We start from the raw sequence: 19606 nt of genomic DNA on the forward strand, positions 1-19606 counted from the left end.
CCGAGACCAAGAGAACACACCATGAGCTACGATCCGCTGGACCACGATTTCGAGCGCGGCATGCGCAACCGCCGCAGTGTGCTGGGCGACCAATGGGTAGACCGCTCGGTGGCCAATGCCACCAACTTCAATGCCGATTTCCAGAACCTGATCACGCGCTTCGCCTGGAACGAGATCTGGGGCCGTCCCGGTCTGGACCACAAGACCCGCCGCATCATCGTGCTGGCCATCACCATTGCACTGGGCCGCTGGGAAGAATTCGAGCTGCACGTGCGCGCCGGCCTGACCGCTGATCCGGCTACACGCTTGACGCCCGACGAGATGAAGGAAGTCATGATCCAGGCTGCGGTCTATGCGGGTGTCCCGGCGGGCAATACCGCCTTCACGCATGCGCAGAAGATCCTGCGTGAAGTGGGCGAGCAGATCGGTTACGCAGTGGCGCCGCAAGCGCCTGCTGCGAGCGTGCATCCGGGCGTGGGTCGCGAGGGCCGGACGGCTTCCTCACCAGCGCTGCACTACACCGTGCGCGAACCGCGCAATGGCAAGGCGCCGCGTCATACGGTGGTGCTGTCGCATGCACTAGGCACTGACCTGATGATGTGGGATGGGCTGGCCAATCTGCTGGCGGCCGACTGCCGGGTAATCGCTTACGATCATCGCGGGCATGGCAGCTCGGAGAAGGCCGATGGGCTCTACAGCATGGCTGACCTGGCCAATGATGCGGCGCGGCTCTTGCGTGAGCTCGATAGCGGGCCGGTGGTGTGGGTGGGCTTGTCGATGGGCGGCATGGTGGGGCAGGAGCTGGCCTTGCGGCATCCGGGGCTGGTGCGGGCGCTGGTGCTGGCCAATACGACCTCGGCTTATCCTGAGGCGGCGCGTGAGGCCTGGCAGCAGCGCATTGCGACGGTGCGCGCGGAGGGGATCGAGGTGATTGCCGATGCGGTCATGGGGCGCTACTTCCATGACGGTTTCCGTTCTGCACAGGCGGCTACTGTGGCGCGTTATCGGCATCGGCTCGTCACTACCGATGCGGTGGGCTATGTGGGGTGCTGTCATGCGGTCGGGACGGTGGATACTGCGGCCCGGCTTGGGTCTATCCGGGTGCCGACGCTGGTCATTGCGGGGGAGCTGGATCAGGGGACGCCTGTGGCCATGGCGCAGGCTTTGGTGGATGGCATCTCCGGCGCGCGGCTGGAAGTCATTGCCGGGGCTTCTCATGTCAGTGCTGTTGAGCAGCCTGGTTTGTTTGCTGAACTGGTCTGTGGGTTTATTGATGGGCTTTGATGTTTTACCGTTTTTGGGTAGTCTGCACGGAATTTCTTCCTGCGCTCTAGCTTAATTCTTATCTTTCTCCGGTCGCAGCGGAGCGCCGGGGGCGGCCCGGCAGCCGCTCACTTTTCTTGTCTCGCCAAGAAAAGTAAGCAAAAGAAGGCGACCGCTACTGCCCCGCCCTCCTTCGGAGGGTCCCCGCGCCAGCGCACATAAAAACGGGAAAAATAGAGTCGCTTCGCTCCGACTATTTTTCTGATCCGTTTTTATGCGCGCTGACGCGGCGGGTCAGAAGCGGACGGCTGGTCCGGCTCGCCTTCGGCATCGCGCTTTGTACTATTCGCCTTCGGCTTCGGCTTGTTCCGTTTTGCTGCCCCCAATGTTCATTGATTCGATTGCAACGCATCTTCAAGATTGCCGCGCGCCTTCGCCTCATACCTCTCAAAGAACGTCGCCGTATTGAAAATCCTCGGTCGATTCAAAAATCCTCGCAGGATCTTGCTTCGCTCTTGCGTGAATAATGGCTGCGGTACGTATCCATATTCGGCGCGAATCTGTCGTTCGTATTCCCGAAAACGATCAGGCGGGGCGGCAAGGATAGACAGGTCGACATCCACCAATATCGTCGGATCCACATCGTCCCTCGTTTCATGACGCCGGGTCGCCATGATGAGCGTATGCACGCGCTGCGCCAGCTCTTCCGATGCTCCGGCTCCTCGCAGGCAGCGATGAGCCCACTGCGCGCTCTTCTCTTCGTTGTCATGACGCATGACGTCATAGATGATGTCATGGAACCATAGCGCCAATTCGACTTCACCCGGATGGCGCGATTGCGCACGCAACTCTTCCCATTTGGCAAAGCACTCTTCAAGATGCTGAACGGTATGGTAATGGCGATGCGGCTGGCTGTAGTTTTCGATGACTGAATCAAATAACCGGGGGTCGGGACAGACAAGACCCAGCTTGTTCCAGGTCGATTCCCAGCGTTCAGCGGTGATAGTCATGATGGAGTCCTTCGTGGAAACGGGCGCGAGTGATTATCTGCGCATTTGCGTTTCGGTGTAGCACTGCTCGACGACGTTGTTGCAATAACGACAAACAAATTGATATGCAACTTTATCCACTTCGCGTCATTCTGATAGGGGCCGCTGTCCAGCTTTCCCATTTTCCTGAAATCGTTTTCCAGAGAATCTCCCGACCATCGTGCGATCCCATTTCAAAAAACTTATTCCTTCCTTGCTGTTTCCGCTGATCTTATTGAGCGGTTGCGACGTGCATTTGCAAAAAGATGGATCGAAAGACAATGCCCCGATTGAATTAAGCGTCAAGCAGAATGGCAATGAACTTTTAAAAGAGCATCCCGGATTATTTACCGTCAGCAGCGGAAAGACCAGTCTGAGGTTTTTTAACGCCAACTGGAATAACGATGCGCGTGGCACGGTGATCATCGGGCAACCAGGTCATACCGTAACACTTCATGACGTATCCGGTGTAATGGGAAAAGAGGACTCCGCCTTTACCAGCGAACGTATTACTGATTGGAAAATTGCCACCGGCATCGCTCAAACAAGATTGATCGGTCATGACGAAGCCAGGCGGCGATTTTTCGGCATCCTTCAATCATTTCTCGATGCGGGATGGGTGCGTGCGATTCCCTTGGCTGATCCTCGGCTCAAGGGTGAAGCTGCGCTGCATTATCTGAAAACTCGATCTCCGACCTACACGCTTGACCCGGCTTATGTCTTACCGTTGGACGAGTGGATGGCATTGAAAGACAAAACGACGTGGAGCCTCTATGCAGACCGCGCATACCTTGACATCAGCATTACGCGCGAACGAACCCGGAACGATATAGACAAACCGGGCGCCTACTTGATCTTCTATTCATTCAGAAGTGAGGATGATAGGTTGAGAGCAATGATCGATCCCATGAAACGCTTGTACTGGAGATCTGAACTGGCCAACGTAATCAATGCGCAAAGGAAGTTGCGCAACCAGGCGGAAGATGCGCTGAAGAAGGAAAACGTTGCAATCGACGAGAGTTACCGCGATCCGCCTATCACCGGCTTCAGTGATTGATCGACGGTATCTTGTTGACCGCCTGATGGTTTCGGTGCTGGAGTTAGAATCTGAATTGCGACATGCCGACCCATTACCCCTTATCTTTCAGAGATAGTCAGTTATCGACCACTTCCAGATATCAACCATTGAGCATCAGATGCCTCGCCAATGTAGTGATCGGCTAAACCCAGCAGAGTCCGCGCTACGGCGCAATCACAACCAGAACTGGACATCCCGAAATCCGAAGCCGCAGGCGAGTAAGAGCCCCACGAGGCCGAAGGCGAGCCGTATCAGCCGTCCGCTTCTGACCCGCCGCGTCAGCGTGCATAAAAACGGATCAGAAAAATAGTCGGAGCGAAGCGACTCTATTTTTCCCGTTTTTATGCGCGCTGGCGCGGGGACCCTCCGAAGGAGGGCGGGGCAGTAGCGGTCGCCTTCTTTTGCTTACTTTTCTTGGCGAGACAAGAAAAGTGAGCGGCTGCCGTGCCGCCCCCGGCGCTCCGCTACGGCCGGAGAAAGATAAGAATTAAGCTAGAGCGCAGGAAGAAATTCCGTGCAGACTACCCCAAACCACAAAACATACGCCGCAGCCCAAAACAAAAAATAAAAACAAAGCAGCGGCTTGCAACATAAAAATCAAACCCCAGGATCCCGCACCTTCTCCACCTGATCAAACTCCACGTTATAGAACTCGGCCCCACGCAACTCAGCCTTGCGCATATAAACGGTCTGCACGATATCCCGAGTCGCCGCATCGATGGCAACCGGCCCCCGCACACTCTCCCAGTTCATCCCCTTCATCACCGCCAGCAGCTTGTCCCCATCCGCATCTCCACCGGTCTTCCTGAGGGATTCGTACAGGAGATGCATCCCGTCATAAGCCCCCACGGAATGGAAGTTGGCCCGCATTCCCTTGTTCGCCTTGGCCATCGCCTCCACATACTCCTTGTTGGCCGCAGAAGGATGCGCCGCCGAATAATGATGGCTGCTCACCACATCCTTGGCCGCAGCACCGATGCCCGCCATCAGATCATCATCGAGCACATCGCCGGTACAGATCAGACGAATCCCCGCCGCCGCCAACCCACGTTCGGTGAACTGCTTCAACACCGCCGCCCCCTCACCGGAAGGCACAAAGACAAACAAAGCCTGCGGCTTGGCGTCCTTGACCCGCTGCAGGAAGGGCGCATAGTCCGGATTGCGCAAGGGCACCCGCACACTCTCCATCACCTTCCCGCCGGCTTCACCAAAGGTCTTCACGAACACCTTCTCCGCATCCAGTCCCGGCCCGTAATCGGAAACAAAGGTCACCACACTCTTGATGCCATTCTTCGCCGCCCACGAGGCCAGCGGCGCAGTCACCTGCGCCAGCGTAAAGCCGGTGCGCACGATGTAGGGCGAACGCTGCGGGATGATCGAAGTCGCCGCTGCGGTCACGATCATCGGCACCTTGGCCTGCGTCGCAATGGGCGCAGCCGCCAGCGCCAGCGGCGTCAGGCCGAAGCCCATCAGCACCTGCGCCTTCTCGCGCGACACCAGCTCCTGCGCCAGGCGCTTGGTCACATCGGGCGAGACGCCGCCATCGTCCTTCAATACGATCTCTACCTTGCGTCCGGCCACGCTGTCGCCATATTTCTGCTGGTACAGCTTCACCGCCGCTTCGATCTGCCGACCCGTAGAGGCAAACGGCCCCGACATGGGCACGATCAGCCCGACCTTCAGCGCATCGGCTGCACGCGCCAGCAAGGGCGCTCCCCCTGCGGCCAGCGCAGTCCCTGCCAGCATCACATGGCGACGCCGGGTGTTGATCATCTCGCTCATCATGTCTCCTCTCGTTCTATTTGGTATAAATGATTTACAGCGTATTGCATCAGCTACAGATCCAGCACCAGCAAGGCACTTCTGGCGCGTGAACAGCAAGGCGTGAACTGGTCATTGGCGGCGCGCTCTTCATCGGTGAGGTACTGGTCGCGATGATCAGGCTCGCCTTCCAGCACGCGGGTGAGGCAGGTACCGCAGATACCCTGCTCGCAGGAGACCGGCACGTCCACGCCATGCTCGCATAGCACCTGGATGACCGTGCGCTCGGGAGGAATGGTGTAGACCTGGCCGCTGCTGGCCAGCTTGACCTCAAAGGTCCCATTGCCATCGGCCTTGACCGGCGCGGCGCCAAAGTATTCGAAATGCACCTGTGCGTCCGGCCAGCCGCGCGCGCGGGCGGTATCGACGACGTGGGCGATGAAGCCGGCGGGACCGCAGACATACAGATGCGTGGCAGGATCAGCCTGCGCGAGCAGCGCATCGAGATCGAGCTTCTGCGCCGCTTCGCCGTCGTCATAATGATGGACCACGCGGGCCGCAAATCCCGACGCGGCAATGCGTTCGCGAAACGCCTGGCGCGCGGGAGAACGGGCGCAGTAATGCATCTCGAAGGAAGCGCCGGCGGCGGCCAAGGCCTCGGCCATGCAGAGGATGGGAGTGACGCCGATGCCGCCGGCCAGCAACAGGCTGTGCTGCGCGGGGACCAGGGCGAACTGGTTGCGCGGCGCGCTGATGGTGAGGATGTCGCCGACCTTCAGTGCCTCATGCACCGCCGCCGAACCGCCGCGCGAATTGACATCGCGCAGCACGCCGATCTGGTAGCGGTGCTGCTCGTGCGGGGCATTGCACAGCGAATACTGGCGCACCAGTCCACCCGGCAGATGCACGTCGATATGCGCGCCAGCGGTGAAGGCCGGCAAGGCTGCGCCATCCACGGTGACCAGCTCCAGGCCGATGATGTCATGGGCTTCCTCGCGGCGCGCCGCGACCTTGACCTGCAATGTCGTCATGGCCGCTCCTTAGGCTGCGGCGGGCTGGCCGTCGCCGGCTTCGCGCGCCAGCCATTTGTCCAGCACCTTACGCGATTGCACGCCGCCGGCATCGATGTTGAGCGCCAGCAGACGGCGCTCGGGATGGCGCAGCAGATTGGCTTGCTGCAACTCCAGCATCTCGCGATCCTCGCCGAAGATCTTGCCTTGGCCTTCGCGGATGGTGTCGGTCAGCTCCTTGTCCTGGGGACGGAAATGCCGCGCCATGCCCCAGAAATACCAGTGCGAGGTTTCGGTCTCGGGGGTGATGAAGTCGACCACGATGGAAGAGGCCTTGTGTTCCGGCCCGGCTTCGTAACCGCCATGACCGGCATGGGCCACGCCGACTTCGATCATCACGTGGCTGGGCGGCGAGAAGCGGCAGATCTGCCAGCGGTCCACCGGCACATCATCGGCCAGGCCGTTGCCGCGCAGGGCCATGCGCCAGAATGGCGGCGGCATGATGTTGTCCATGAAGCGGCTGGTGATGACCTGCTCGCCCTCGACGCGGGTGTTGACGGGCGCTTCGTCGATTTCCTTCTGACCGATGCTGGAGGCGTGGACGTAGGTCTCGTGAGTGAGGTCCATGAGATTGTCGATCATCAGGCGGTAGTCGCAATTGATGTGATACAGGCCGCCGCCATAGGCCCACTCCGGATTGTCGGCCCATTCGAGATGATGGATCCGGGCCGGGTCGGCCTGTTCCTTGTCGCCGGGCCAGACCCAGATGAAGCCGTAGCGTTCTTCCACCGGATAGCTGTGGATGCAGGGAAAACCGCGCACCCGCTGTCCCGGCATGCTGATGGCCTTGCCGTCGCAGCCCATTTCCAGGCCGTGGTAGCCGCAGACCAGTTGGCCCTCGCGCACGAAGCCCAGGGACAGCGGCGCGCCGCGGTGCGGGCAGAAATCCTCCACCGCCGCGACCTTGCCTTCGGCGCCGCGATAGAACACGATCTTCTCGCCGCAGATCTGGCGGCCCAGGGGCTTGCTGTCGATTTCGTCGGGCGTGCAGGCGACGTACCAGGCATTCTTGGGGAACATGACGGTCTCCTCTTGGGTGAATTCCTCAATCGGCGCGTGGGCCATAGCCGGCGCCTTGATCAGTCTTCGGTCTCTCGATGTATCGAACTCTGTGTCGATCATTCCGCAGTTCTGTTGATCCAGATCCTGTCGGGTCTCTTGGTTTTTTGTTTTAATATTCAGTGCACTGAATGTACGAGAAAAGTATCCGCCAATCGGCGCTGCAAGTAAACTCATTCACACCGGTTTTTCGCTGTTTTTTCATTGCGCGCCGCATCAATTGATGCCCGGCAAGCGCAACGGCGGCAACGCTGTTGCGCATGCCCTGCCCGCGCCGCGCCCACCGCCCTACCCAGGCCCATGCACTGATCCTTGCCACCATGTCCAGACCTCCCAGCCACAGCGACGAAAGCCCCCTGACCGATCTCTACGAGCATCCCGGCCACTTGTTGCGGCGGGCGCAACAGATCTCGGTATCGATCTTCCATGACGAGATCGGCGGGGTGGTCACGCCGGTGCAGTATGCGATCCTGCGCATGCTGTCCAATCACCCCGGCATCGACCAGGTCACGCTGGCCGGACTGGTGGCCATCGATACCTCCACCGGCGCGACGGTCTGCGCCCGGCTGGAAGAAAAAGGCCTGCTGCTGCGCGAAGTGATCCCGCACAATCGCCGCCAGCGCGCACTGCGCACCACGGCGGCCGGCGAAGCCTTGCTGGAAGAACTGACGCCTGGCCTGCAGCGGCTGCGCAAGCGTCTCCTGGCCCCGCTCGATGAGGCCGAACAGCGGCAGTTCATGGCGCTGCTGGACAAGCTGGTGCAGTTGAACAATCCTCAGAGCCGCGCACCGCTGGCCCGGTTGCAGGACGAGCGCTGCGACGAGGACTGACACAGCACACGCTGTGTGCCGTCAGGGAACAGGGCGGCCGCCAGGCCACGCAACCAGGCATTGCCGGCATCCTTGTGATACTTGCGGTGCCAGTGCTGCTTCAGGTCCAGCAAGGGCATCTCGAAGCCCGGTTCGACCAGCCGGATCCCGGCAAAGCGCACGACAAACTCGCCGAAGGCGCGCGGCACCGTGGCGATCAGATCGGAGGTCGCCACCAGCAAGGGAATGGCCAGGAAGTGCGCGGTCGAGAGCACCACCCGCCGGCGGATCTTGCGGCGTAGCAGGAAGCGCTCGCACATGGGCTGGTCGCGCCCCTCGGCCTTGACCACGATATGCCCTGCCGCCTGATAGTGCTCCAGGCTGATCTTCTGCGCCGGCAAGGGATGCCCGGCGCGCAGCAGGCAGACGAAGTCTTGCGAGAACAAGCGCTGCTGGAAGAAATTCCTGTTCCTGAGGTCGGGAAAATAGCCAATCGCCAGATCCACCTCGCCACTCTCCAGCGCCGCCACCAGCTCGGCCGGCGCCATGGTCACCGTCACCACCGAGGCGTGTGGTGCTTCATCGCGGATGCGCTCCAGCAACGGGGGCAGCAGCAGCAACTCGCCGATGTCCGACAGCGCCAGCACGAAACGCTTGGTGGTGGTGGCCGGCGTGAACTGGTCGCTGGCCAGCACTTCGGCATGCACCCGCTGCAGGATCTCGCGGGTGGGCCCGATCAGGGTGATCGCCCGCGGGGTGGGTTGCATGCCGCGGCCGGTCTTCACGAACAGCGGGTCCCCCAGCGCAGTACGTAATTTGTTGAGCGCCACGCTCACCGCTGGCTGGCTCATGTCCAGCTTTCTTGCGGCCGCACTCACGCTGCGCTCTTCGAAGACCGCCAAGGCGATCGGCAGCAGGTTGAGATCGAAATTGGCCATCTCTCCTCCATTCCCCAGATGAAAGATGCCGAACATACCTCGCCTGAAAACGGATACCAATTCCAATATCGAATAAACGTTATTCGTAGTTAATGGATTTTCAAAAAAACTGATAAATGTATGATTACGCGATGTAGTTTCCGCATGGATACATTCCAGCATTGCGCGGCGACGCTCCACCACAAGCGCAGCCGCAACGGCCCGGCCAGGCCACCGCGAAATCCGGGCAACCAGCCGGCTCTGCAAGGCCACACGCACCCCGCCCTGCCGGCCAGGCCTTTGTTCACCAGCTACCCGCCGGGACTTCCTGTGCAGGTTCCGACAGATAAAAAAATGCTCAAGAAAATCAAGGTCGGGGACCTGGTCCTCGGAATGTATTTCTGCGGTTTCGAGGCCAGCTGGCTGGCGCACCCGTTCTGGAAGACCCGTTTCCTGCTCAGTCGCCAGGGCGATCTGCAGCGCGCCCGCGAGAGCGGCATTACCTATTGCTGGATCGATGTCTCACGCGGACTGGACGTGGCAGGCGCTGCGCTAGCAGATGGAGCAGTCACGCCGGCCATGCCGGACCAGAGCGCCGCAACGGCCGCAGGCGCCGAACCCGATCGGGCCAGCGCCGTGGCTCTGCGCGAGCATGCACGCGAAGTCACCCGCCAGATGTTCAACGCCGCCCGCATGGGCAAGATGGTGGAACTGCCGCAGTGCGTGGCGCTGGTCGAGGAGATCGCCTGCTCGGTATTGCGCGATCCGAACGGCTTGCTCAGCGTGTTGCGGCTCAAGCTCAATGACGAATATACCTACCTGCATTCGGTGTCGGTCTGCGCGCTGGTGATCGGCCTGGGCCGCACCCTGGGACTAAGCGAGGCGGCCTGCCGCGAAGCCGGACTGAGCGGCTACCTGCATGACGTAGGCAAGGCCTTCATCGATGACGAGATCCTCAACAAGCCCGGCAAGCTGACCGAAGAAGAATTCGCCCTCATCAAGCAGCATCCGGAACTGGGCTACCAATACCTGATCCAGACGCCGGACATGCCGGCCTATGCCAGCGATGTCTGCCGCCATCACCATGAGCGCCTGGATGGACGCGGCTATCCCGATGCGCTGCCGGCCGAGGCGATCACGCTGTATGCGCGCATGACGGCGGTCTGTGATGTCTATGACGCCCTGACCTCGGAGCGGCCCTACAAGCATGGCTGGGATCCGGCCGAAGCGATCTCGCAGATGGCCCGATGGGAAGGTCACTTCGACCGCCGCCTGCTGCTGGCCTTCGTCAAGACATTGGGGATCTATCCGGTGGGTTCGCTGGTGCGGCTGGAGTCGGGCGTATCAGGGGTGGTAATCCGCCAGAACCCGGCAGACCTGACACGGCCCGTGTTGAAGGTCCTGCATCTGCAGGGACCGCATGAGACCACCATCGGCGGCGTGCTCGACCTGATGGCCTGGCCGCGCACGGACACCATCATCGGACGCGGCGATGAAGAATGGACGCGCCTGCGCCAGCAGGATCCGGCCCATGCGCACCGACCGCGCGACGGCGCGACGACGCAGCGGACCAGCAGCGCTCCTGCTAGCCAACCCTAACTGCGGACCATCATCCGGTGGGCGCAGGCTACGGCGGCTCAGGCCACCGCGACCAGCCGGTCCAGCTTGTCGCCATCGGCCAGCAGGCTCTGGCTATCCGAGGCATGCACGATGCGTCCGCGATCAAGCACGATGGCGCGCTGGGTCAGCGACAGCGCCATGCGCGCATGCTGCTCCACCACGATCACCGACATGCCCTCCTCGCTGACCAGGCGACGGATCACCTTCAGCAGTTCCTGCACGATGATGGGAGCGAGCCCTTCCATCGGTTCATCCAGCAGCAGGAGGCTGGGGCTGACCATCAACGCGCGCGCAATGGCCAGCATCTGCTGCTCGCCGCCCGAGAGCTGGTTGCCCATGTTGTGGCGGCGCTCGTGCAGGCGCGGGAAGATCTGGTAGATCTTTTGCAGGTCCCATTTGCCACCGCGCTCTACCACCGTCAGGTGTTCCTCCACCGACAGCGAGGGGAACATGAAGCGCTCCTGCGGCACCCAGCCCAGGCCCGCATGGGCGCGCTTGTGGGTGGGCACGCGGGCGATATCGCCGCCGCGCCAGCGGATGCTGCCGCCATGCAGGCGGGTCAGTCCCATTAGGGTGATGAGCAGGCTGGTCTTGCCCACGCCATTGCGTCCCAGCAGGGCCACGCTCTCGCCCTCCTGCATCGTGAAGGACACGTCTTCCAGGACAATGGATTGGCCGTAACCGGCGCTTACCCTGTCCAGTGCCAGCAGCTCAGGCATGTTCGGCCTCCCCCAGATAGACTTCTCTCACGCGCGGGTCGGCCGCGATCTCGGCGGGCGTCCCCTCCACCAGCACCTTGCCGCCCACCAGCACGGTGATGCGTTCGGCAAAGCGGAAGACCAGACCCATGTCATGTTCGATGAAGACGATGGTGACCTCGCGCGGCAATTGCGCGATCACCTCGAAGAGCTCGCGGCTTTCCGCCGAGGGAATGCCGGCCGCCGGTTCGTCCAGCAGCAAGACCTTGGGCTGGGTCGCCAGCGCCAGCGCGATCTCGACCAGGCGCTGCTTGCCGTAGGCCAGGTTGCGGGTGAGGCTGTTGGCTTCCTGGGCCAGCTTCAATGACGCCAGCAAGGCCATGGCTTCGTCCACCACCTCGGTCTGGCGGGCCACGGTCTGGTACCACTTGTATTGCAGGCCGCGCCGTTCCTGGATGGCCAGCACCACCGACTCCAGCACCGTGAGACCGGCGAAGAGCGTATTGATCTGGAAGGTGCGGGTCATGCCGCGCTTGACGCGCTCATGCTGGGGCAGCGCGGTGATGTCCTCGCCACCGAACCAGACCCGGCCGCTGCTGGGCGCAAAGCCGCCCGTGAGCAGGTTGATGAAAGTGGTCTTGCCCGCGCCATTGGGCCCGATCAGCGCATGGCGCGCGCCGGGCGCAAACGTCAGCGAGATGTCGCTATTGGCCACGAAGCTGCCCCAGCGCTTGCTCAGGCCTTCGGTGCGCAGTGTGGTATCGGCCTGATGCTGCTTACTCATGCGCGACCTCCCTTGAAGAACTTGTCACGCAGCACGGCCAATCCACCCAGCAGGCCGCCACGTGCGAACAGCACGATCACGATCAGCAACAGGCCGATCCAGAATTGCCAGTAGGCCGGGTTGAGCCCGGACAGGTAATCCTGCGCCAGCATGTAGACCAGCGCCCCGACCAGCCCGCCATAGAGGCGCCCGGTGCCGCCCAGCACCAGGATGATGAGCAGCTCGGCCGAGCGCGGGAAACCCAGCACATCGAGTCCGACGAACTGCGTGGTCTGGGCCAGCAACGCACCGGCCACACCAGCAACCGCCGCCGCCACGGTGAAGATCACCACCAGGCGACGATTGACGTCGGCGCCGATGGCCGGCATGCGGCGGCCACCCTCGCGGATGCCGCGCAGGCCCAGGCCGAAGGGCGAATTCACCAGCCGCCGCAGGATCACGAAGAGCACCAACAGCACCGCAAAGCTGTAGCCATAGGCGACGCGGCCATTGAGATCGAACTCGAAGACGCCGAAGATCTTGCTCATCACCATGCCGGACAGGCCATCCACGCCGCCGGTGATGAAGGCCGCCTTGTTGGCTGCCTCGAAGAGCATCAGGCCGATGCCCAGGGTCACCATCAAGCGCGTCAGGTCGGCCCCGCGCACCACCAGGAAACTCACCAGGAAACCGGCGATCGCCGCCACCACGGCGGCCAGCAGCAGGCCGGTGATCGGCTCGCCCCAGCCATGCACAGCCAACAGGCCCGCTGTGTAAGCGCCCAGGCCGAAGAAGGCGGCATGGCCCAGCGAGACGATGCCGGCATAGCCCAGGATCAAATCCAGCGACACCGCAAACAGGCCCACGATCATGATCTGGCTGATCAGCACCAGGTAATCGGGGAAGATGAAGTAAGCCGCCACCGGCAACAGCCAGAAGACGATCTCCAGCGGCGTCCAGCGGTCATTGGGCAGCCGCAGCACAGGCTGCATGCTGGACGAGATAGGGGTGTTGACGCTCTTCATCCGCGCCTCCGCATCAGGCCGGCCGGGAACAGGATCAGCAGCACCACCATCAGGCCATAGATGACGAAGGCGCCGATCTCCGGCACATAGTATTTGCCGGCCACGTCGAACACGCCCAGGATCAGCGCGGCCAAGAGCGGCCCCTTGATGGTGCCGGCCCCGCCCACGGCCACCACCAGCAGGAAGTAGACCATGTACTTGACCGGGAAGGTCGGGTCCAGTCCCAGCACATCGATGCCCAGCCCGCCGCCGAGACCGGCCAGGCCCGAGCCGAGCGCGAAGGTCAGGCTGAACACGCGGCTGACATTGATGCCCAGACCGGCGGCGGCGACCTGGTTATCGACCGAGGCGCGGATCTGCGCACCGAAGCGGGTGCGCTCGATCAACAGGCCCAGCGCCACGGTGACGACCACCACCACGCCGATCAGGAAGACCCGGTACGCGCCCACATCCAGCCCCAGCAACGAGATCTGGCCGCGCAGCCAATCCGGCAGCACCACCGGTTGCTGGGTCGGCCCCCACTGCCAGGTCGCGCCGGCCACGGCCATGAAGGTCAGGCCGATGGAAAACAGCACCTGGTCCAGGTGGCTGGCCTTGTAGAGGCGGCGGTAAAGCGAACGCTCGAGCACCAGGCCAACGATGGCCGCAGCGATGAAGGCCAGCGGCAAGGTCGCCAGGAAGGGGACGCCCATGCCATTGAGCAGGGTCACGCAGACATAGCCGCCCAGCATGGCGAAGGCGCCGTGCGCGAGGTTGATGAAGTTCATCATGCCCATCGTCACCGACAGGCCCACGCTGATGAGAAAGAGCAGGCTGCCGTAGGCAATGCCATCGAAGAGGACGCCGAGGAAGTTGCCTAGCATGAGGCGTCTCCCCGGCAGCAAAGGCGAGAATGGGCGCGCGTACGCGGCGCGCCTTCATGATGCAGATGCATGATGCGGCTTGTCTCCTTCTGGCCTGCAGCTCTGTTTTTTGTGGCCGCTTGGTAATGGATATAAATTATTTCCCTATTGTGCTGCGTCTGCCTCACTCCATGCTTGATCAATTTTCACGAAGACATTGGTGATCTTCATCATCGGTCCATCACACGCGCTCGATCACCATCGCGATCCCCTGCCCCACGCCGATGCACATGGTGCACAACGCGTAGCGGCCACCGGTGCGTTCCAGCTGGTAGGTGGCAGTGGTCACCAGGCGCGCGCCGCTCATGCCCAGCGGATGGCCCAGGGCGATGGCGCCGCCGTTGGGGTTGACACGTGCATCATCATCGGCCACGCCCAGTTCGCGCAGCACGGCCAGGCCTTGCGAGGCAAAGGCTTCATTGAGTTCGATCACGTCCATCTGGTCGATGGTCATCCCCAGCTGCGCCAGCACTTTCTTGCTGGCCGGGGCAGGACCCATGCCCATGATGCGCGGCGCCACACCGGCGGTGGCCATGCCCAGGATGCGGGCGCGCGGCTTGAGCTGGTACTTTTCCACTGCTTCGGCGCTGGCCAGCAGCAAGGCACAGGCGCCATCGTTGACGCCCGAGGCGTTGCCGGCGGTGACGGTGCCGTCGGGCTTGACCACGCCCTTCAGGCGCGCCAGCGCTTCCATGCTGGTCGCACGCGGATGTTCATCCTGGCTCACGGTGATGGGGTCGCCCTTCTTCTGCGGGATCACCACCGGCACGATCTCCTGCGCTAGCGTGCCATTGGCTTGCGCGGCGGCGGCCTTGGCCTGGCTGCGCACGGCGAACTGGTCCTGGTCCTGGCGGCTGACCTTGAAGTCGACGGCGACATTCTCGGCCGTCTCGGGCATGGCGTCCACGCCATACTTCTGCTTCATCAGCGCGTTGACGAAACGCCAGCCGATGGTGGTGTCCTGGATCGCCGCCTGGCGCGAGAAGGCGCTGTCGGCCTTGCCCATCACGAAGGGCGCGCGGGTCATCGATTCGACGCCGCCGGCGATCATCAGCTGGGTCTCGCCGGACTTGATGGCGCGCGCGGCCGTGCCCAGCGCATCCATGCCGGAGCCGCACAGGCGGTTGATGGTGCTGCCCGGCACTTCCTGCGGCAGGCCGGCCAGCAGCAGCGACATGCGCGCCACGTTGCGGTTGTCTTCGCCGGCCTGGTTGGCGCAACCATAGATGACGTCATCGACGGCCTTCCAGTCCACCTGCGGGTTGCGCTCCATGAGGGCGCGCAGCGGCACCGCTCCCAGGTCGTCGGCGCGCACATCCTTGAGGGCGCCACCGTAGCGGCCGATGGGGGTGCGGATGGCGTCACAGATAAATACGTCTTTCATGCGTTCCTCACAGCGATAACGATACGGGTCACGGGATCAGGCCGCCGGACGCAGCGGCGCGCCGGTCAGCTTCTGCAGTTCGTCGAAGGACAGACCCTCTACGATCTCGCGCACCTGCAGGCCTTGCGGAGTCACGTCGATGACGGCCAGGTCGGTGTAGATGCGGTTGACGCAACCGATGCCGGTGACCGGATAGGTGCAGGCTTCCACCAGCTTGCTCTCACCGGTCTTGGTCTGGTGGTCCATCATCACGAACACCTGCTTGGCGCCGATGGCCAGGTCCATCGCACCGCCCACGGCGGGGATGGCGTCGGGCGCACCGGTGTGCCAGTTGGCCAGGTCGCCCTTGGCCGAGACCTGGAAAGCGCCCAGCACGCAGATGTCGAGATGGCCGCCGCGCATCATCGCGAAGGAATCGGCGTGATGGAAGTAGGAGCCGCCCGTGAGCAGCGTGACCGGCTGCTTGCCGGCGTTGATGAGGTCTTCGTCTTCCTCGCCGGGAGCGGGCGCGGGGCCCATGCCCAGCACGCCGTTTTCGCTGTGCAGGAAGATTTCCTTGTCCGCCGGCAGGTAGTTGGCCACCTTGGTGGGCAGACCGATACCCAGGTTCACGTAAGCCCCTTCAGGGATGTCCTGCGCCACGCGGGCGGCGATCTCTTCGCGGGTAAAGCGCTTCATTGCTGTGCCTCCTTGGTTTGCACGATCCGCTGCACGAAGATGCCGGGCGTGACGATGTTTTCCGGATCGAGCTGGCCCAGCTCCACCACGTCGCTCACCTGCGCGATGGTGCATTTGGCGGCCATGGCCATGATGGGACCGAAGTTGCGCGCCGTCTTGCGATACACCAGGTTGCCCCAGCGGTCGCCACGCAGCGCCTTGATCAGCGCGAAGTCGGCGTGGATGGGCGACTCCAGCACGTAGTGGCGGCCATTGATCTCGCGGGTTTCCTTGCCTTCGGCCAGCATGGTGCCGTAGCCAGTCGGGCTGAAGAAGCCGCCGATGCCCGCGCCAGCGGCGCGGATGCGCTCGGCCAGGTTGCCCTGCGGGGTCAGTTCCAGTTCGATCTCGCCGCTGCGGTAGAGGGCGTCGAACACTTGCGAATCGCTCTGGCGCGGGAAGGAACAGACGATCTTCTTCACACGCTTGGTCTTGAGCAATGCGGCCAGGCCGGTTTCGCCGTTGCCGGCGTTGTTGTTGACGATGGTCAGGTCGCGCGCGCCCTGGGCGATGAGCGCATCGATCAGGGCCGAGGGCATGCCGGCATTGCCGAAGCCGCCGATCATGATGGTGGCGCCGTCATGGATGTCGGCCACCGCCTGCTCCAGGGAGTCAGAAATTTTATTGATCACGTTGCTCTCACTTTAGATGCGGCGCGTGCAACTGCGCCTGCTGGATGCCCGTCGCACGCGTTCAGAAGGTGCAGCCAGGCGGGTTACGGGCTCGTCTGCGTCGGTGTGGGCGGCCATGCGCGGGCTGACTTTTTCTGCACCGCGATGTTCGATCACCGAACTAATGTTTGATTTTCGCACAAAAAGAGTTTAGCGATCCGGCTTGACGGCCGTCAAGAAAAACCCGCAGGATGTGTTCGCTTGCCGCACAAACCGTTAGAATCCTGACGCACTCTTGTCCAACTCCAACCTGAGCCCATCCGCGCCCATGCCCACCACTCCCGCCGCCAAGCCCCGCAAGAGCGCGCCCAAGCGCGCTGCCGCCGAGCCCGTCCGCAAGGCCCGCAAGCCGGCGCCCGAGCCGGCCGCCGAAGCTGAAGCCGAACGCGAGCTGACCATCGCCGAAGAGATCGACGCCCTCACCGATCCCAGCTTCATGACCTCGCTGGCGCGCGGGCTGGCGGTGATCCGCGCCTTCAGCGATTCGCGCCGCAGCCTGACCATCGCCCAGATCAGCCAGAAGACCGGCATCCCGCGCGCGGCCGTGCGGCGCTGCCTGCATACCTTGAAACAGCTGGGCTATGCCGATTCGGACGTCAACAATTTCTCGCTGCGCCCCAAGATCCTCACGCTGGGCTACTCCTACCTGTCGTCCACCCCGCTGACCGTTTCGGCACAGCCCTATCTGAACAACATCAGCCGCACCCTGGGCGAGTCCTGCTCGCTGGCGGTGCTGGACGACCATGAAGTGCTGTATGTGGCACGCTCGGCGGCCTCGCGGGTGATGTCGGTGGCGCTCAATACTGGCAGCCGCTTGCCGGCCTATTGCACCTCGCTGGGCCGGGCCATGCTGGCGCACCTGCCGGAGGATCAGCTCAAGGCCTATTTCGACAAGGTCAAGCTGCGCGCCCTGACCGAGAAGACCGTGGTGTCGCAGAAACGCCTGCGCGATATCCTGGCCGGCGTGCGCGCCAATGGCTATGCGGTCATCGATGAAGAGCTGGAAGTGGGCCTGCGTTCCATCGCCGTGCCGGTGCGTGGCGCATCGGGCAATGTGCTGGCCGCACTCAACGTAGGCGCACAGGCCGCGCGCGTCTCGGTGGCGCAGATGGAGGAGGAGATCCTTCCCGTGCTCTTGCGCGGCGCGCAGGAACTGTCGGTGCTGCTGCCCTGAAAAAACCGGTCCGGCTCCCCTGCGGCAGCCGGACCGAAGGCAAGGGCAGCGACTGCCCTTGCGATACTGCGGATGTCGGCGCACCCTCGCTGGCTTCCGGGTGCGCCATCCTCCTCAAGAGCGTTTCAGCTCAGACGCGCAGACATTCACGCCATCAGAAGGTGTGACGGATGCCCGTCATCACGCCCAGCTGGTTCTTGCCTGCACCGACCGTGCCGCCCGCATCGAGGGCGACGCTGGACGTGCCGCCATTCTTGATGTAGCCCAGCGAGCCATAGACTGCCGTGCGCTTGGACAGGTTGTAGGTCAGGCGCGCAACCGACAGGGTCACGTCGTTGGGGCTGTTCTTCACATCCAGGCGCGAGACCTGCGCATCCAGCACCAGCGCCACGCTCAGCGGATAGCTCACGCCCAGGTAGTAGAGATCGGAATCGGTATTGGTATTGGCCGCTGCACGGGTACGGCGGTCCACCACGCCGCCGCCGATCTTGACATCGCCCAGCATGAAGTAGCCGTTCAGGGTCACGCGCTGGTCGGTGTTGTCGCTGCTGGTCATGCCATTGGATGCACCGGTATTGCCGTAGAGGATGTCATAGGAACTGGTCACGCCCCAGCCCTTGCCATCGTAGCCGAGCAAGGCCGTGACCTGGCGGCAGGCCTTGCTGTTGCCGGCCACTTCGCCAGGGCAGTTGGTCGCCGCCGGACCAGCCGGACCCGCCGCGTCGCGCCCGAAGCTGTAGGTTGCGCCGACGGTGAAGCCGCTGAAGTTGCCCAGGTAGCCGATGGCGTTGTCGCTGCGCGCATTGGGCAGATAGGCGTCGATGCTGCCGATGGCGAAGAGGTTGGGGCCCATGACGTCGGTCTTCAATTGCGACAGATAGGTCATGTTGACTTGCCGGCCCAGCATCAGTTGGCCCCAGCTGTTCTTCAGGCCCACATAGGATTGCCGTCCGAACAGGCGGCCGCCCTGGCCCATGGCGCCAGTGTCAGGCGCAAAGCCGGACTCCAGCACGAACATGGCCTGCAATCCGCCGCCCAGGTCTTCGGTTCCCTTGAAGCCGATGCGCGACGGGAAGCTGCCGGTCAGCGAAGGCATCTTGAAGACCGAGTTGCCGTTGGCGTTGGCGTTGGTGGTATAGACCACGCCGGTGTCGATGATGCCGTAGATGGTCACCGAACTCTGCGCCATGGCCGAACTGGCGCACAAGGCAGCGGCCAAGGCTACTGCGTGCAAGCTGATTTTTCTTGTCATTACTGTCTCCTCCTGATTTCAATGAAAGATGAGTGGCTGGTCTGCTGCCTGCGCATCCCTCCTCATGACGCGCGGGCGATTCGCTGCTCGCCTGCCGGGTGGGCTTGGGTACGCCCACGCCTTCTGGTGCTGCTGATATTGCCTGTTGCGAATACCACGATGCCAAGGCGAGTGATATGGCAGGCGGAGGCCAAAGGAAGACCCCGCCCCATGGCTCAGGCCATCGGCATGCTTGCTGCCGCAACGCCAGTGGCGTCACGTCAAGAAAACGGATTGATCGACACCACAAATCAGGCGTCGCAGGATGAAGCGTCTCTTTGCTTATTTTTTATAACTTTTTATTGGCTGTTCGTTTATCGCACATCAGTTTGTTAACCGAACAGATGGTGCGATACTATTGTCCGCACCGAAGCTT

The 19606-nt window shown here is 62.5% G+C and carries 19 protein-coding genes; 6 read left to right on the forward strand and 13 right to left on the reverse strand.

The window, feature by feature from the left end; all coding sequences use genetic code 11:
• Positions 1–21 precede the first annotated feature (21 nt).
• Positions 22–1284 (forward strand): bifunctional 4-carboxymuconolactone decarboxylase/3-oxoadipate enol-lactonase PcaCD, encoded by a 1263-nt coding sequence (gene pcaCD / locus BGK68_RS00580; protein WP_075255471.1) that lies wholly within the window; start codon positions 22–24, stop codon positions 1282–1284.
• 368 nt (positions 1285–1652) lie between these two features.
• Here pcaCD and BGK68_RS00585 read toward each other — a convergent pair whose 3' ends face one another.
• Positions 1653–2273 carry an HD domain-containing protein gene (locus tag BGK68_RS00585; protein WP_075255472.1) on the reverse strand — a complete coding sequence of 207 codons (621 nt, stop codon included), beginning with the start codon at positions 2271–2273 and terminating at the stop codon, positions 1653–1655.
• A 199-nt stretch (positions 2274–2472) separates the two neighbouring features.
• Here BGK68_RS00585 and BGK68_RS00590 point away from each other — a divergent pair, with 199 nt between their 5' ends.
• A complete protein-coding gene (locus BGK68_RS00590; protein WP_233149214.1) occupies positions 2473–3348 on the forward strand; it encodes a hypothetical protein in 876 nt (291 codons plus the stop codon).
• Between the two features lie 618 nt (positions 3349–3966).
• Here BGK68_RS00590 and BGK68_RS00595 read toward each other — a convergent pair.
• Genes BGK68_RS00595 through BGK68_RS00605 form a run of 3 tightly spaced genes read right to left on the reverse strand, consistent with a single transcriptional unit; the run spans position 3967 to position 7220 of the window.
• Positions 3967–5151 carry an ABC transporter substrate-binding protein gene (locus BGK68_RS00595; RefSeq protein WP_198937148.1) on the reverse strand — a complete coding sequence of 395 codons (1185 nt, stop codon included), beginning with the start codon at positions 5149–5151 and terminating at the stop codon, positions 3967–3969.
• Positions 5152–5204: 53 nt separating this feature from the next.
• Entirely contained in the window at positions 5205–6161 is a 957-nt protein-coding gene (locus tag BGK68_RS00600) for a PDR/VanB family oxidoreductase (protein WP_075255474.1), read from the reverse strand.
• Positions 6162–6170: 9 nt separating this feature from the next.
• Complete coding sequence (locus tag BGK68_RS00605; RefSeq protein WP_075259637.1) at positions 6171–7220, reverse strand: aromatic ring-hydroxylating dioxygenase subunit alpha; 1050 nt, start codon at positions 7218–7220, stop codon at positions 6171–6173.
• Between the two features lie 359 nt (positions 7221–7579).
• Between BGK68_RS00605 and BGK68_RS00610 the strand changes: the two genes are divergently transcribed.
• Positions 7580–8089, forward strand: a complete 510-nt coding sequence (locus BGK68_RS00610; protein WP_075259638.1) for a MarR family winged helix-turn-helix transcriptional regulator — start codon at positions 7580–7582, stop codon at positions 8087–8089.
• Here BGK68_RS00610 and BGK68_RS00615 read toward each other — a convergent pair.
• Entirely contained in the window at positions 8035–9006 is a 972-nt protein-coding gene (locus tag BGK68_RS00615) for a LysR family transcriptional regulator (protein WP_075255475.1), read from the reverse strand. The two genes, BGK68_RS00610 and BGK68_RS00615, sit on opposite strands and share 55 nt — an antisense overlap.
• Positions 9007–9339: 333 nt before the next feature.
• On the opposite strand from BGK68_RS00615, the gene BGK68_RS00620 reads away from it, so the two are divergent.
• On the forward strand, positions 9340–10584 hold the full coding sequence (locus tag BGK68_RS00620; RefSeq protein WP_075255476.1) for an HD-GYP domain-containing protein: 1245 nt from the start codon (positions 9340–9342) through the stop codon (positions 10582–10584).
• Between the two features lie 38 nt (positions 10585–10622).
• Here BGK68_RS00620 and BGK68_RS00625 read toward each other — a convergent pair whose 3' ends face one another.
• From BGK68_RS00625 to BGK68_RS00655, 7 genes are all read right to left on the reverse strand, one after another.
• The gene (locus BGK68_RS00625; RefSeq protein ID WP_075255477.1) at positions 10623–11324 is read right to left on the reverse strand and encodes an ABC transporter ATP-binding protein; all 702 of its coding nucleotides are present in this window, start codon (positions 11322–11324) and stop codon (positions 10623–10625) included.
• Positions 11317–12087: an ABC transporter ATP-binding protein gene (locus BGK68_RS00630; protein ID WP_075255478.1), complete on the reverse strand. Its 771-nt coding sequence runs from the start codon at positions 12085–12087 to the stop codon at positions 11317–11319. The genes BGK68_RS00625 and BGK68_RS00630 overlap by 8 nt, the downstream gene beginning before the upstream one ends.
• Positions 12084–13091 carry a branched-chain amino acid ABC transporter permease gene (locus BGK68_RS00635; protein ID WP_075255479.1) on the reverse strand — a complete coding sequence of 336 codons (1008 nt, stop codon included), beginning with the start codon at positions 13089–13091 and terminating at the stop codon, positions 12084–12086. Before BGK68_RS00635 ends, BGK68_RS00630 begins: the two co-directional genes overlap by 4 nt.
• Entirely contained in the window at positions 13088–13954 is an 867-nt protein-coding gene (locus tag BGK68_RS00640) for a branched-chain amino acid ABC transporter permease (RefSeq protein ID WP_075255480.1), read from the reverse strand. The genes BGK68_RS00635 and BGK68_RS00640 overlap by 4 nt, the downstream gene beginning before the upstream one ends.
• A gap of 220 nt (positions 13955–14174) precedes the next feature.
• The gene (pcaF, locus tag BGK68_RS00645) at positions 14175–15377 is read right to left on the reverse strand and encodes a 3-oxoadipyl-CoA thiolase (protein WP_075255481.1); all 1203 of its coding nucleotides are present in this window, start codon (positions 15375–15377) and stop codon (positions 14175–14177) included.
• 36 nt (positions 15378–15413) lie between these two features.
• Entirely contained in the window at positions 15414–16055 is a 642-nt protein-coding gene (locus tag BGK68_RS00650) for a CoA transferase subunit B (protein WP_075255482.1), read from the reverse strand.
• Positions 16052–16726, reverse strand: a complete 675-nt coding sequence (locus BGK68_RS00655) for a 3-oxoacid CoA-transferase subunit A (protein ID WP_075255483.1) — start codon at positions 16724–16726, stop codon at positions 16052–16054. Before BGK68_RS00655 ends, BGK68_RS00650 begins: the two co-directional genes overlap by 4 nt.
• A 307-nt stretch (positions 16727–17033) precedes the next feature.
• On the opposite strand from BGK68_RS00655, the gene BGK68_RS00660 reads away from it, so the two are divergent.
• Entirely contained in the window at positions 17034–17939 is a 906-nt protein-coding gene (locus BGK68_RS00660) for an IclR family transcriptional regulator domain-containing protein (protein WP_075255484.1), read from the forward strand.
• 154 nt (positions 17940–18093) lie between these two features.
• Here the strand turns inward: BGK68_RS00660 and BGK68_RS00665 are convergent, their stop codons facing one another.
• Positions 18094–19191, reverse strand: a complete 1098-nt coding sequence (locus BGK68_RS00665) for a porin (RefSeq protein ID WP_013235935.1) — start codon at positions 19189–19191, stop codon at positions 18094–18096.
• Positions 19192–19401: 210 nt separating this feature from the next.
• On the opposite strand from BGK68_RS00665, the gene BGK68_RS27765 reads away from it, so the two are divergent.
• On the forward strand, positions 19402–19566 hold the full coding sequence (locus BGK68_RS27765) for a hypothetical protein (RefSeq protein ID WP_158035400.1): 165 nt from the start codon (positions 19402–19404) through the stop codon (positions 19564–19566).
• Positions 19567–19606: the final 40 nt, after the last annotated feature.

It is taken from the genome of Herbaspirillum camelliae (assembly GCF_001929405.1).
GTDB lineage: Bacteria > Pseudomonadota > Gammaproteobacteria > Burkholderiales > Burkholderiaceae_D > Herbaspirillum > Herbaspirillum seropedicae.